General features: G+C 38.5%; 10 protein-coding genes. 4 read left to right on the plus strand and 6 right to left on the minus strand.

Going from position 1 to position 14,367, the window contains the following annotated elements; translation table 11 throughout:
- Positions 1-2: 2 nt before the first annotated feature.
- Together EL076_RS04050 and pabB are read right to left on the minus strand one after the other, a co-directional pair.
- Positions 3-2,639, minus strand: coding sequence for a calcium-translocating P-type ATPase, PMCA-type (locus EL076_RS04050; RefSeq protein WP_126429344.1), 2,637 nt, complete (start codon positions 2,637-2,639; stop codon positions 3-5).
- 161 nt (positions 2,640-2,800) lie between these two features.
- Positions 2,801-4,519 (minus strand): aminodeoxychorismate synthase component I, encoded by a 1,719-nt coding sequence (pabB, locus tag EL076_RS04055; protein ID WP_126429346.1) that lies wholly within the window; start codon positions 4,517-4,519, stop codon positions 2,801-2,803.
- Positions 4,520-4,667: 148 nt separating this feature from the next.
- On the opposite strand from pabB, the gene EL076_RS04060 reads away from it, so the two are divergent.
- The 3 genes from EL076_RS04060 (at position 4,668) to metF (ending at position 8,648) form a co-directional block, all read left to right on the plus strand.
- Positions 4,668-5,021: a hypothetical protein gene (locus EL076_RS04060; RefSeq protein WP_003093771.1), complete on the plus strand. Its 354-nt coding sequence runs from the start codon at positions 4,668-4,670 to the stop codon at positions 5,019-5,021.
- A gap of 318 nt (positions 5,022-5,339) precedes the next feature.
- The gene (metE, locus tag EL076_RS04065; protein ID WP_003097411.1) at positions 5,340-7,589 is read left to right on the plus strand and encodes a 5-methyltetrahydropteroyltriglutamate--homocysteine S-methyltransferase; all 2,250 of its coding nucleotides are present in this window, start codon (positions 5,340-5,342) and stop codon (positions 7,587-7,589) included.
- Between the two features lie 183 nt (positions 7,590-7,772).
- Positions 7,773-8,648: a methylenetetrahydrofolate reductase [NAD(P)H] gene (gene metF, locus EL076_RS04070; protein ID WP_126429348.1), complete on the plus strand. Its 876-nt coding sequence runs from the start codon at positions 7,773-7,775 to the stop codon at positions 8,646-8,648.
- A gap of 137 nt (positions 8,649-8,785) precedes the next feature.
- On the opposite strand, the gene EL076_RS04075 is transcribed toward metF, so the two are convergent.
- The 4 genes from EL076_RS04075 to EL076_RS04090 form a co-directional block, all read right to left on the minus strand.
- Positions 8,786-10,504, minus strand: coding sequence for a phospho-sugar mutase (locus EL076_RS04075; protein WP_126429350.1), 1,719 nt, complete (start codon positions 10,502-10,504; stop codon positions 8,786-8,788).
- 80 nt (positions 10,505-10,584) lie between these two features.
- The gene (locus EL076_RS04080) at positions 10,585-11,157 is read right to left on the minus strand and encodes an ECF transporter S component (protein WP_126429352.1); all 573 of its coding nucleotides are present in this window, start codon (positions 11,155-11,157) and stop codon (positions 10,585-10,587) included.
- Positions 11,150-11,713 carry a phosphopantothenoylcysteine decarboxylase gene (coaC, locus tag EL076_RS04085; protein ID WP_126429354.1) on the minus strand — a complete coding sequence of 188 codons (564 nt, stop codon included), beginning with the start codon at positions 11,711-11,713 and terminating at the stop codon, positions 11,150-11,152. The genes EL076_RS04080 and coaC overlap by 8 nt, the downstream gene beginning before the upstream one ends.
- Positions 11,706-12,389: a phosphopantothenate--cysteine ligase gene (locus tag EL076_RS04090; protein WP_003094310.1), complete on the minus strand. Its 684-nt coding sequence runs from the start codon at positions 12,387-12,389 to the stop codon at positions 11,706-11,708. Before EL076_RS04090 ends, coaC begins: the two co-directional genes overlap by 8 nt.
- 194 nt (positions 12,390-12,583) lie before the next feature.
- On the opposite strand from EL076_RS04090, the gene EL076_RS04095 reads away from it, so the two are divergent.
- Positions 12,584-14,254: a formate--tetrahydrofolate ligase gene (locus tag EL076_RS04095; protein WP_003094109.1), complete on the plus strand. Its 1,671-nt coding sequence runs from the start codon at positions 12,584-12,586 to the stop codon at positions 14,252-14,254.
- The last annotated feature ends 113 nt before the right edge of the window (positions 14,255-14,367 follow it).

Raw genomic sequence — 14,367 nt, forward strand, 5'->3', positions numbered from 1 at the left:
TCTTATTTGTTTTTAGTTAGAGCTTTTCGAATGAAATCTGCTGGTATAATCAATACAGCAATAAGAAGAGCAATGATATAGTGTTGAATGTTCATTGGAACAGTACTAAATACTTTTCCACCAAATTGAATAATAAGCGTTTGAACAACAGCAATAGAAATCATAACGATTGAAAATTTCTTGTTTTCACCGATATGTTCAAAAATATTGAAGCTATTACTACGTGTATTAAGTGAGTTGAAAATAACAGCATAGATAAATACGGTAAATGTAAAGGTTGTTACCATTTCAAAGTTACCAGTTCCATTTGTGATAAAGTCTTGGATACCTACAACATTTTTGAGAATGGCCAAACATACGACAGTAATGAAGATACTAGCTACACCGATAGCAGATTTCATATAGCCAGTAAGAATGTTTGCCTTCTTAGCAACTGGTTTTTCGTTCATATAACGATCTAGCGTAGGCTCTTCACCAAAGGCAAGGGCAGCAAGTGTGTCCATGATAAGGTTAATCCAAAGAATTTGGATGATTGTGAATGGCTCTTTGAGGCCCAAAAGTGGTGAGAGAAGTGACATGGCAATAGTCGTCACGTTTACGGTTAACTGGAAGATAATGAATTTACTTACTGATTTACTCATAGTACGTCCATAGAGGACGGCTTTTTCAATAGAAGTCAATGAGTTATTTAAGATAACGATATCTGAAGCTTCACGAGCAACTTCAGTACCATCACCCATTGAGAAACCAACATCAGCTGATTTAAGGGCTGGCGAGTCATTGACCCCATCACCTGTCATACCAGCGACCATATCAAGGTCTTGAGCTGCCTCAATAAGACGTTTTTTATCCATTGGAAGGGCACGACTTACCACTTTTAAGTGAGGCAATTGTTGTTTAAGCTTTTGATCTGAGAGGGCAGAGAGTTCATCGTGAGTAAGGACAAGGTCATTTTCTCCAGTAACGATACCGGCTTCTTTAGCGATAGCAACAGCGGTTTCTTTACGGTCACCAGTTACCATAACTACTTGAACACCCGCACGGTTCATTGTTTCAACAGTTTGTTTGATTGAAGAACGAACGTTATCACGGATACATACAATACCAATCAAGACTTTATCATTACCATCTATATTGAGGATAGCAAGCAAACGCATTGAACGGTTAGCTTGTTCCAATGATAACTCTTGAAAACGAGCTTTAATATCATCTGTAAAGTTTAGTTTATTACCATTTTTATCAAGATAGTAGTTGCAGTCATTTAGGATGAATTCTGGAGCACCTTTGATGTAAGTTTTTCCGTCCTTAGTCGTTACACTTGCGAATTTTGTTGCTGAGTTGAATTGTTGCTTCTCAGTAATTGTATTCGTATCGAAGTCAAGTTGAGAACGACCAATTAAGAAGTCAAGGAGTGCACGGTCAGTGGCGTTACTACCAACAGCACTGCCATCAGCTACTATGGCATCGTTGTTAAGACCGATACCATTAATCATTTCGGCTTTAAGGCTATCTGACATTGTGTCAAAATCAGGCGCATCAGTTTCACCAGTAGCCGCATAAAGTGTTCCATCAGCAAGGAAGAAGTCAACTACAGATAGTTTACCTTCTGTGATGGTACCAGTCTTATCACTAAAGAGGATATTCATGTATCCGGCCGTTTCAATGGTATCAGGATGGCGAACCAAGATATTTTGTGCTAAAAGTCGACCTGAGTTCATTGAAGAAACGAGTGCCAACATCATTGGCAGACCTTCTGGAACAGCCATGATGATGATTGTAACTGCAAAGAGAATTGTTTCAATGATAAGAAGGAAGGTTGAACCACCATTGAGGTTATTAGCCTTATTAAGGGCAATAAAGCCTAATACAAGGTTGATCACTGAATATGCAGCACCCGCACTATAACCGAGGACACCGATATTACCAGCAAGCTTGTTAAGTTTCTCTTTAGATGGTGAATCTTTACTATCTTCTTGAAGAGAAGTATTGATGCTTCCTAGAACGGTATTATCACCAATTTGTGTAGCTTCCATAACGGCTTCACCTGAAGTAACAACTGTACCACGGAAGACTTTGAGCTCTGTAAAGAGGTCTGAAGAGTCTGGCTCTGCTTGATTGCTAAGAGGAAGTTTTTTAGCATCTTCACTTTCACCATTAAGGACAGCTTGGTTTACTTTTAACTCACCTTCCAAGATGATACCGTCAACTGGAATCTTATCTCCTGATTGAAGGAGAATCTGATCACCTTTTACAATATCATCAACGAGAACCTCTTTAAGTTTACCATCACGATAAACCTTAGCGTTAGTTTTTGAAGCCTCTTCTTGAAGAGTGTTGAATTTTTGCTCATTTCGGTATTGTGAGACTGCTGAGAATCCTGTAGACATCAAAATGGCGAAGATTAGTGAGATAGCCTCATACCAATTGGCTTCACCGATAGCAGGGAAAATCATTCCAACAAAGTTGAAGATGATTTTTAATCCTAAGGCAGCCAAGAGGATGAGAATCCATTGATCCTGGAAGGCTTCAATAAAAATTGAAAGAAGCGAGTTAGCCTCTTTACTAGAGAGCTTATTATCGCCATGAGCGTTTTTACTTGCTTGAACTTCTGTAGAAGTCAAACCTTGAAATTTTTTCATTAAACGTATTTTTCCTTTCTAGATTGTTAAGAATTTAAAACCTAATAGAAGCAATAATGTTAATAACTGTCAGTAAGTATTATACTTTATTGTTGATTTTTTACCAAGGGAGGCAGTGCTTGATTTCTAGAAAATGAAATTTCTATTTTTAAATCCATATTTTAGATATCCACCTTCAACTCATACAATCCTCTCACAGCATTACAGCCATAGATGGCTTGAGCTTGTTTTAGATTATCTAGAGTCAAAACTCTCTCTGTGACTTGATTATTAGCAATGAGGCTTTGTCTGTAAATACCGTTTAAGAGTCCGAGGTGAACAGGTGGAGTGTAGAGTTGGTCCTCGATTTTAAGAACAAGGTTACCGATAGAAGTTTCTAAAAGTTCTTTCTTCTGATTATAGTAGATTTGCTCATGAGGTTCTAAACTAATGTGTGGTCGATAACTTGTTTTAAAGTAGGTATAGGGGCTATCCAAAGGATGTGTTTGCTCAACTAATCTTGCTTGACAAAAAACATCAGCTAAACCTGTTAATTGGTTATGTTCAAATGTAAGTTCACCGTTTTTGGCAAGGGACATTTTTAAACGATAGTCTGTGTCAAAATCAAGGGACTGACACAAATCTTCTACTTGATTTTGAACTTCTTCTTTATTGAAAGGATAAGAAAAGTAGCGACTGGACTCTTGTAGACGATTGAGATGTTCCTTAAGAAAGAGCAGTTTACCTCGATGAATTCGTCCAGTTGAGATAAGATCAAATTTAGGATTTTGACGGTATAGAACAGCTGACTTTTGCTTTGTTTCTTCATATTCAGCTTCCCATTTGCTGTCCCAGGTGATTCCACCGCCTACTCCATATATAGCCTTGTTTCCCTGCATTTGAAGTGTTCGGATGGCTACGTTGAAAATAGTCGGTCCATTAGGTAGCAAAATACCAATGGCTCCACAATAGACGCCTCGAGCTTGTTTTTCGACGTCTTTAATAATTGCCATAGTAGCTATTTTTGGTGCTCCTGTAATAGATCCACAAGGAAAAAGAGCTTGGAAGATGTCACCTAAACTGCTGTTTGGTAGGAGTTGCGTTTCAATAGTCGAAGTCATTTGCCAAATGGTAGAGTATTGTTCAACCATGCAAAGGCTTTTTACATTTTCACTTCCTATTTTTGAAATACGATTCATGTCATTTCTAAGAAGATCGACAATCATCATATTTTCAGAACGATTTTTCTGATCCTGAGCTAGCCATTGTGCTTGTTTGAGGTCAGTTTCAGTTGTCAAGCCACGATTTGTTGTCCCTTTCATAGGACGTGTGGTCAATCCATCACCATCTTTTTTAAAGAAGAGTTCAGGACTTACGGAAATGATGGAAACATCATCGTGTTGAATAAAGGCATTGTAATGTGCATTTTGCTCAACAACCAATCGGTTGTAGATGGCAAATGGATCTGCTGTGATGTTCTGTTGAAGTTGGACGGTATAATTGACCTGGTAGGTGTCACCTTGACGAATATGGTGGTGTATATGCTCAATAGCAGCCTTATATTCCTCAGCTGAAGTTAGTTCTTGCCAAGTTTTTGGTAAGGTAATTGGCTTATAAGTAAGTGGAATAGGCTCTGTTTGAACAGATTCATGAATAGTGAAGTAGAGGAGATACTCGGACATTAATGGGTCATCAATAACCTCAAATTTTGTCTCGAAGGCAGGGGCAGCTTCATAGGAAACATAACCTACTGCATAATAGCCTTGATTTTGATAGGCTTCGACTTCAGCTAAAAGATGCTTAACTTCCTTAATGTCCTTTGTTTTTAGTTCTTTAATGGTGTCTGTAAAGATTTGTCTGACACCAAGTTCCTTAAAATCAATAACAGTTTTCTTATGCATACATAGAGTATAACATAAGAAGATAGCCTCTGGTTCTTTTTCATGATTTAATTCTCTTTCTTAAAATTTTAGCCAAAAAAATGAACTTTTCAGATAGTTTTACATATGTTATAATGATATGGACTAAAAGAAGATTTTAGAGGGAAATATGACAAACAAAAATAAATTTGAGAAAGGTAACAGTAGTCTTTCAAATAAAAAATTGAAAAAAGTGACTTCCAAGCGGAATTCTTGGAAACATCAAATGTACGAGCTTGAGATTGCTATTGCAAAAGAGTCAAGCAATAAAAAGAGAGACGAGCTTATAAAACTTTATAATGGTTATATGAGTGAGTATAATAGTTTAAAGAAGCAAATCATTTGGTTAGCAGTATTGGGAATATGTTTCTTGGTTGTCTTGGTGATTTTGGGATATTTTATTTGGAATAGTTATAACAGTGAGAACATGTCCTATACGTCTTCTTGGCTTCAAGAACGAGTAATTAGCACGATCAAGATTTAGTTATGATTAAAACACCTTATTTTATGACTTTACTACGCAATAGTGAACATAGATGAGTTGATCACTAAATATTAAAGAAGAAAAAGTAAGGTATATCTCTAGATAAAAGTCTAGGGATTTTTTGATAAAAGTAACCTTATAACCTCTCTATATAGTTATTAGCTATACCGATATCTAATTAAAATAAGAAAACAAGACTAGAAAGCCTTTATTTTATAGGGTATAGTTTAAAACTATATAAATAGGAAACTAATAACAATTATACAGACATTTATTTCTTTGGTAAGATTAATTCAACAACAAAGAGGAGGACACAAGATGTCAACTACTATCATTGGTTTCCCACGTTTGGGTGAATTCCGAGAATTAAAATTTACTACAGAAAAATATTTTAGAAATGAAATTACTGCAGACGAACTTTTAGCAGCTGCTAAAGATTTGCGTGCAAAACACTGGAATATTGTTAAAGAAAAAGGTATTACTGAAATTCCTTCAAATGACTTTTCTCATTACGATAACTTCCTTGATGCGGCCTTCCTTTTCAACGTCGTGCCTGCTTCAGTTCAAAACTTGGATTTGACAGATCTTGAACGTTACTTTGCTTTGGCGCGTGGTTACCAAGGTGAAAAAGGGGATGTACGTGCCCTTCCAATGAAAAAATGGTTTAACACTAACTACCATTACATCGTTCCTAAATTTGAAAAAACAACAGAAGTTAAACTTGCTGGTCACAAGATTTTTGATGAGTTCCAAGAAGCTAAAGAATTGGGTCTTAACACACGTCCAGTTGTAGTTGGACCATTTACTTTCCTTCAATTATCTGACTTTGAAGATGGTGTGAAAGCAGAAGACTTTGTAGACAGCTTTGTGGCAGCTTACCAAGAAGTCTTTGCAAACTTGGCAGAGCTTGGAGCTACTCGTATTCAACTCGATGAGCCAGCCCTTGTTAAAGATTTGACAGCTGAAGAAAAAGCTCTCTTCTTGAACCTTTACAACAAACTCTTGGCTGATAAAAAAGGTCTTGAAGTCTTGATCCAAACTTACTTTGGTGACGTTCGTGATATCTACAATGACCTTGTGAACTTGCCAGTTGACGGTATTGGTCTTGACTTTGTTGAAGGTAAGAAAACACTTGAATTGGTTAAAGGTGGTTTCCCAGCTGATAAGACTCTCTATGCCGGTATCGTCAATGGTAAAAATATCTGGCGTAACAACTACGAGAAGAGTCTTGCAATTCTTGAACAAGTGCCAGCTGAAAATGTTGTTTTGACAACATCTTGCTCACTCCTTCATGTACCATTTACAACTGCTAACGAAGAATTTGAACCAGCTATCTTGAACCACTTTGCCTTTGCAGTTGAAAAATTAGACGAATTGCGTGATTTGGATGCTATCCGTAATGGTCAAGGTGAAGAAGCCCTTGCTGCTAACAAAGAACTCTTCGCGACTGAGCGTGTTGGTGAAAATGCTGAACTTCGTGCCCGTATTGCAGGCTTGACTGAAGCTGATTACACTCGTTTGCCAGCATTTGCAGAACGTGAAGCGATTCAAAAAGATGCTTTCAAACTTCCATTGCTTCCAACAACAACTATCGGTTCATTCCCTCAAACTAAGGAAGTTCGTGCTAAACGTTTGGCTTTCCGTAAGAATGAATTGTCTCAGGAAGAATACGATGCTTTCCTTGCTGAAATCACTGATGAATGGATTAAATGGCAAGAAGAAGTTGGATTTGACGTACTTGTACACGGTGAATTCGAACGTAACGACATGGTTGAATACTTCGGTCAAAACTTGTCAGGTTACCTCTTCTCTAAAAATGGTTGGGTTCAATCATACGGTATGCGTGGGGTTAAACCACCAATCATTTGGGGTGATGTGACTCGTCTTAACCCAATCACTGTGAAATGGTCTAGCTACGCACAAAGCCGTACAGACAAGCCTGTTAAGGGTATGTTGACTGGACCTGTTACTATCCTTAACTGGTCATTCCCACGTGAAGACATCTCTATCAAGGATTCAACTCTTCAAATTGCTCTTGCAATCAAAGATGAAGTGCTTGATCTTGAAGCTGCAGGCGTTAAAATTATCCAAATTGACGAAGCTGCTCTTCGTGAAAAATTGCCACTCCGTCGTAGTGACTGGTATGAAGATTACCTCGACTGGGCAATTCCAGCCTTCCGCTTGGTACACTCTACCGTAGCACCTGATACACAAATCCACACTCACATGTGTTACTCAGAATTTACAGATATCATTCCAGCCATCGACAACTTGGATGCAGACGTTATCTCATTTGAAGCTAGTCGTTCAAATCTTGAAATTTTGGATGAACTTAAAGCTCAAAACTTCCAAACAGAAGTTGGACCTGGGGTTTACGATATCCACTCACCACGTGTCCCACAAGACGGTGAAATTGACCACACTATCGAAGCAATCTTGGCTAAAGTACCAAGCGGTAAAGTATGGATCAACCCTGACTGTGGTTTGAAGACTCGCGGAATCAAAGAAACTAAAGAAAGCTTGATCAAGCTTGTAGAAGCTGCAAAAGCAGCTCGCGAAAACTTATAAGCAGAAGTTATCATATGTTGAAGACCTTCTTCTTTAAGTGTAGAAGGTTTTCAATAGCGAATAATTTTCTAAAGATTTTTGTAAGCAGGCTATGATTAACAAGTGTACTCTACTTATGAAGTCAGTAGGCACTTAAAACAGCTTTCGTCTTAACAAAAATCTAAAAAGAAGAAGGTATAAAATATGACAAGCCAAACACCATCACTCTCTTTTGAAGTCTTTCCACCTAACCCTGCAGTAGGTAACGAAAAAATTCTACGTGCCCTTGAGGATATGCAAGGATTGGCTCCACACTTTATTAGTGTGACAGCTAGTAATAACAAATATAATATCAAAGAGACGACGGTTCCTTTGGCAGATCATATTCAAAATGACCTAGCCATCCCAACGATTGCCCACCTTCCGGCTATCTATTTGGGTAAAGAAAAGGTTGCTGATACCTTACGTGACTTGGATGCTGTTGGTGTACACCGTATCTTAGCCCTACGTGGCGATATCATTCCTGGTGTGGAACCTCTTAAAGACTTTAGATATGCCACTGATTTGATTGAGTTTATTAAGGAAGAAGCTCCTCAATTTGATATCATCGGTGCCTGCTATCCTGAAGGGCATCCAGATTCGCCAAATCAAATCTCTGATATCCAAAACCTTAAGAAAAAGGTTGATGCAGGTTGTTCTAGCCTTGTAACTCAACTCTTCTTTGACAATGAACGTTTCTATGATTTTCAAGATAAATGTACCTTGGCTGGAATTGATGTACCAATTCATGCGGGTATTATGCCTATTTTGAATCGTAACCAAGCCCTACGTTTGCTTAAGACTTGTGAGAATATTCATTTACCACGTAAGTTCCGTGCCATTTTGGATAAGTATGAGCATGATCCTGAGTCACTTAGAGCGGCAGGTCTTGCCTATGCTATTGACCAGATTGTAGATCTTGTTACGCAAGATGTTGCAGGCGTTCACCTCTACACCATGAATAATGCAGAGACTGCTCGTCATATTCATGGAGCTACTCATTCCTTGTTTAAGCATCATTCACAAGTTAGCGCTCTATAATCGAATCATAAAACTACCACCTATAGTTTAATCTATAGGTGGTCTTTTGGTTCTAGTAGTAAAAAAGATAGCTTGCCTCCGTAATCTAAGTTTTGTCAGTATAAAAAGACTTAGAGCTTAGCTCTAAGTCTTAAATATTATTCACCTACGAAAGCATTGATTTCTGCTTCGATATTCGCAATTTTTTCTTTAGCATCTGCTTCAGATTCACCAATTGTAGCGATGTAGAATTTGATTTTTGGTTCTGTACCTGAAGGACGAACGGCAAACCATGAATCATCAGCCAAGACGTATTTCAAAACGTTACTTGGAGGAGTTGTCAATTTTTCTACGCAGTCAGCAGTAGTAGCTGTTTGTTCCAAGAAGTCTTCTGTTTTAGCAATATCAGTGTTGTTGAATTGTTTAGGAGCATTGCCACGGAATTTGTCCATGATTTTCTTGATTTCTGCAGCACCATCAACACCTGAAAGCGTAACTGAAATTGTCTTTTCTGCGAAGTAACCATATTGTTTGTAGATTTCTTCGATACCATCTGCCAATGTCATACCACGTGAACGGTAGTATGCAGCAATTTCCGCAACGATAAGAACGGCTTGGATAGCGTCTTTATCACGTACAAATGGTTTGATGAGGTAACCGAAGCTTTCTTCAAAACCAAGCATGTAAGTGTAATTGTGCTGTGTTTCAAATTCATGAATCTTTTCACCGATAAATTTGAAGCCAGTCAAGACGTTAAACATTGTTGCGCCGTAGCTTTCTGCAATCTTAGTAACCAATTCAGTTGATACGATTGATTTACAAAGGGCAGCATTAGCAGGGAGAGTACCAGCTGTTTTGTGAGCTTCGAGGATATATTTGGCGATGATAGCACCAATTTGGTTACCAGAAAGGTTGAGGTATGAACCATCTGGTTGACGAATTTCAACACCAAGACGGTCTGCGTCAGGGTCAGTTGCAACCAATACGTCGGCATCTACTTTACGACCGAGTTCTTCAGCAAGAGCAAAGGCAGCTTGGTTTTCTGGGTTAGGAGATTTAACAGTTGAGAAGTCAGCATCAGGAACCGCTTGAGCTTCAACGACTTGAACAGCATCAAACCCAGCTTGAGCAAGGGAACGGCGAGCCAACATTTCACCAGTACCATGAAGTGGAGTATATACAATCTTCATGTCACGACCGTACTCATTAATCAAGTCTTGGTTGATGTTAACGTCTTTAACTTCTTTTAGGTATTCAGCATCAACATTTTCACCGATGACTTCGATGAGACCGCTAGCCTTGCTGTCTTCGAGGTCAGCTAATTTGACAGTGAAAGGATTATCAATAGCACGGATGTAATCTGTCAATGCATCGGCATCTGCAGGTGGCATTTGTCCACCGTCTTCACCGTAAACCTTGTATCCATTAAATGGAGCAGGGTTGTGGCTAGCTGTTACCATGATACCAGCAAATGTGTGGAGGTGACGAACAGCAAATGACAATTCAGGTGTTGGACGAAGACTTTCAAATACATAAGATTTGATACCATGTGCAGCCAAAACTTGAGCAGATTCAAAGGCAAACTCTGGAGAGAAGTGACGGCTATCGTAAGCGATCGCAACACCACGTTTTTTAGCCTCTTCCCCTTTTGAGTCAATCAATTGCGCCAAACCTTCAGTTGCTTGGCGAACAACGTAAATGTTAATGCGGTTAGTACCAGCACCGATCAATCCACGCATACCAGCTGTACCGAATTCAAGGTTGGTATAGAAGGCATCTTCTTTCGTTTTTTCATCCATTGCGACCAACTCATCACGAAGGTAAGCAGGCAATTCAGCGAAATCGAGCCATTTTTGATAATTTTCAGTGTAAGACATATCAATCTCCTTTATATTTATAAACGCTTACATTATATCACAATTAAAGGAAAAAAACATGGTAATTACCATGTTTTTCTTTATTTTTTCAATCGAAGTAGCACAGGTGTGATACTAAGTGTTAATAGGCCAGCAATAACCATTTCAGCAACAGAGTTTGTAGTGAAAATAGTTGCCATTAGAGTTTTTCCACCTGCTGAGTAGAAATTAGGGATTAAAAAGTAGATACCAAGAAGTACAAAGAATGTATTTGTAAAAGCCCCTAAAATACCAGATAGCGTCAACCCTATACGATTTTGAACTAACTTGTAGACAAAGTAAGGGAAAATACCGATTAAAATACGAGGAACAATTGCAATGACAGCAGATACCCAGGTTCCCCCTTCGACAAAAGGACTAAAAAGATAACTACTTACTGAATAGATGATAGTGTTACGAATAATACTCATAATTCCCATAAAACCGCCTAAATATGCTCCAATTTTAGGACCATAGACGATACTAGCAATAATGACTGGGATATGAGTTAAGGTTGGTTTGATTGGAAGTACAAAAGCAGCAAAGATAGTTTGACTGAGTACTTCAATAACGACCATTGTGGCTATCAATAGAGCCAATTGTGCCGTTTGGTTGGCTTTATTTTTTTTATTCATCATAAACTCCTTTTCTTGTTAAAGCATTATCGATTGACTCAATAATGACAGCAATATCAGCTAGAGCGCCACGACCTGTATCTCCGCATGCAAGTAAGCCAGATTTTGGAAGAATTTCTTGGTAGCCAACCTCTTGTAAGGTCTTTAAGTTCTTCTTAGTCAATGGATTTTCATACATTTTCGTATTCATAGCTGGTGCAATTAATTTGGGAGTGGTGCTAGGTAAAGCTAAAGCCGTAGCAGTTAGCATGTTATCAGCCATGCCGTGTGCTAATTTGGCAATCGTATTTGCTGAAGCTGGAGCAACAATAAAGAGATCAGTTTCCTTAGCTAAGTCAATATGATTAATACGTTCAGCCAATTTTTCTTCCATAACATCGGTGTGAACCAGATTCTTAGAAAGAACTTGAAGGGTCAGAGGTGTAATAAAGGCTTGAGCAGCCTCAGTCATAATGACGTGGATGTCATACCCCTTTTTCTTTAGTTTGCTTGTCAGGTCTGCTGACTTATAGGCGGAAATTGATCCGGAAACAGCAAGGATAATACGTTTAGTCATGGCATATCCTTTCAAATAAAGCTTGAGCAATTGCAGATTTAGTTGTAACCTTCTCTTCACCCTTTTCGTCAACTAGATAAGCAATATGTTGATTTGGAGTAATCTCACCCAAATCATTTGCCACAATAATGTTTGCTTGATTGCGTTTAAGACTGGTACGAGCAGCCTCGAAAAGATCTTCTTTGCTGACATTTGCGAGAAGTTTGAAGCCAACCAACTGAATATTGGGATTCCATTGTTTAACCAGGCTAATAATCTTTGGTGTCTTTTTAAGGAAAAGAACCTGATAATCCGAAGTCGAAGATATTTTGCTCTCAGTGTTAGACTTATGTAAGAGTTGGCTGAGGTTTTCCGTATCTTCCAACTCAGCGAAATCCGTCATATAAATTGGAGTATAGTCAGAGATAGCCATACTATGGATGAGGACATCGTGCTCCTTGACAAGTGGCTCCATACTTTTTAGGAGACTGTCTACGTTGGTAATTTCTGTAATCTTTAGATTTTCTTTTGGTTCAGGTTTAACGGCAGTCTTTGCAGTAACTAAGGTAACTTGGTGACCCTTGGCCAAGAAAAGTTCAGCGATTTCCTTACCTAGATAACCTGTTGAATGATTTGTGATTCCACGAACAGCATCAATCTTTTCAGTGGTACCACCTGATGTAATCAAAATTTTCATAGTAGTATTGTACTAAAAATTGAAATTTTAGTAAACAATAATAAGTGTTTTTGAGACATGTCCCCTATAAAATAAAGTTATAACTTTCTATAGTTAAACAAAAACCGAACATTGAAAAGTAATTAGTTAAAAATGGTGCGTTTTTTATTGATCTTTGTTATAATAGTACATAGAAAGATATAGAGGAGTGTCTCATGAAAACAGATATCGAAATTGCTCAAAGTGTAGAATTAAAACCAATCACAGAAGTAGTTGAAAAAGTTGGAATCGGCTTTGACGATTTGGAACTCTACGGAAAATATAAGGCAAAATTGTCATTTGATAAAATCAATGAAGTCAAAGATGACAAACCAGGAAAACTGATTTTGGTAACAGCCATCAATCCAACACCAGCAGGTGAAGGTAAATCAACCATGTCAATTGGTCTTGCAGACGCTCTTAACAAAATTGGTAAGAAAACAATGATTGCCCTTCGTGAACCATCTCTTGGGCCTGTTATGGGGATTAAAGGTGGTGCTGCAGGTGGTGGTTACGCTCAAGTTCTTCCAATGGAAGATATCAACCTCCACTTCACAGGTGATATGCACGCTATTACTACAGCGAATAATGCCTTGTCAGCCCTTCTTGATAATCATATTCATCAAGGAAACACCCTAGGTATTGATCAACGTCGTATTATTTGGAAACGTGTCGTTGACCTTAATGACCGTGCTCTTCGTCATGTGACAGTTGGTCTTGGTGGTCCACTCAATGGTATTCCACGTGAAGATGGTTTTGATATTACCGTAGCCTCTGAAATCATGGCAATTCTTTGCTTGGCTACTGATATCAATGACCTTAAAGAACGCTTGGCTAACATTGTCGTTGCTTACCGTTATGACCGTACACCTGTTTATGTACGTGATCTTGAAATTGAAGGTGCGCTTACACTTATTCTAAAAGATGCCATCAAACCTAACTTGGTACAGACAATTTATGGCACACCAGCCTTGGTACATGGTGGTCCATTTGCTAACATCGCTCACGGATGTAACTCAGTTCTAGCTACATCTACAGCACTTCGCTTGGCAGATTACACGATCACTGAAGCAGGTTTCGGTGCAGACCTTGGTGCTGAAAAATTCCTTGATATTAAAACTCCAAACCTCCCAACAACTCCAGATGCTGTCGTTATTGTTGCTACACTTCGTGCTCTTAAGATGCATGGTGGTGTTGCTAAAACTGACCTTTCTGAGGAAAATGTTCAAGCCGTTCGTGATGGCTTCGCAAACTTGAAACGTCATGTGGAAAATGTTCGTAAATTCGGTCTTCCTGCAGTCGTTGCTATTAACGAATTTGTTGCTGATACTGAAGCTGAAATTGCAGCCCTTAAAGAACTTTGTTCAGAAATCAAGGTTCCTGTTGAATTAGCTAGCGTTTGGGCTAATGGTGCTGATGGTGGTATTGATCTTGCTAATGCAGTAGTGGATGCTGTTGAAAATGGCAATGCTGATTACAAACGTCTCTATTCAGATGATGACAGCTTGGAAGAAAAGATTACTAAAATTGTTACTGAAATCTATGGTGGTAAATCAGTTGTCTTCGAGAAAAAAGCTAAAAATCAACTCAAACAGTTTGCAGAATTTGGTTGGGATAAATTGCCAGTATGTATGGCTAAAACACAATATAGTTTCTCAGATAACCAATTCTTGCTTGGAGCACCAGAAGGTTTTGATATCACTATTCGTGAGTTTGTTCCTAAAACAGGTGCTGGATTCATCGTGGCTCTCACAGGTGATGTTATGACCATGCCAGGTCTTCCAAAAGCCCCAGCGGCCCTCAAGATGGATGTTGCTGAAGATGGAACAGCAGTTGGTTTGTTCTAATAATGAATATTTCTTTAAAGCAGTGCCTGTAGGTGCTGTTTTTTGCTCCATTTATGAAAATCTTAAGGAAAATAAGGTAAACTGAGTCTAAAGGAAAGAAATTAATGCACTAG

Origin of the sequence: Streptococcus vestibularis (genome assembly GCF_900636445.1) — a bacterium.
Classification (GTDB): domain Bacteria; phylum Bacillota; class Bacilli; order Lactobacillales; family Streptococcaceae; genus Streptococcus; species Streptococcus vestibularis.

Coding starts and splice junctions, on each gene's coding strand:
- EL076_RS04050 (WP_126429344.1), bottom strand. CDS start 2,639: ATGAAAAAATTTCAAGGTTTGACTTCTACAGAAGTTCAAGCAAGTAAA.
- coaC (WP_126429354.1), bottom strand. CDS start 11,713: ATGACTAAACGTATTATCCTTGCTGTTTCCGGATCAATTTCCGCCTAT.
- EL076_RS04095 (WP_003094109.1), top strand. CDS start 12,584: ATGAAAACAGATATCGAAATTGCTCAAAGTGTAGAATTAAAACCAATC.
- EL076_RS04060 (WP_003093771.1), top strand. CDS start 4,668: ATGACAAACAAAAATAAATTTGAGAAAGGTAACAGTAGTCTTTCAAAT.
- EL076_RS04075 (WP_126429350.1), bottom strand. CDS start 10,504: ATGTCTTACACTGAAAATTATCAAAAATGGCTCGATTTCGCTGAATTG.
- EL076_RS04090 (WP_003094310.1), bottom strand. CDS start 12,389: ATGAAAATTTTGATTACATCAGGTGGTACCACTGAAAAGATTGATGCT.
- metE (WP_003097411.1), top strand. CDS start 5,340: ATGTCAACTACTATCATTGGTTTCCCACGTTTGGGTGAATTCCGAGAA.
- metF (WP_126429348.1), top strand. CDS start 7,773: ATGACAAGCCAAACACCATCACTCTCTTTTGAAGTCTTTCCACCTAAC.
- EL076_RS04080 (WP_126429352.1), bottom strand. CDS start 11,157: ATGAATAAAAAAAATAAAGCCAACCAAACGGCACAATTGGCTCTATTG.
- pabB (WP_126429346.1), bottom strand. CDS start 4,519: ATGCATAAGAAAACTGTTATTGATTTTAAGGAACTTGGTGTCAGACAA.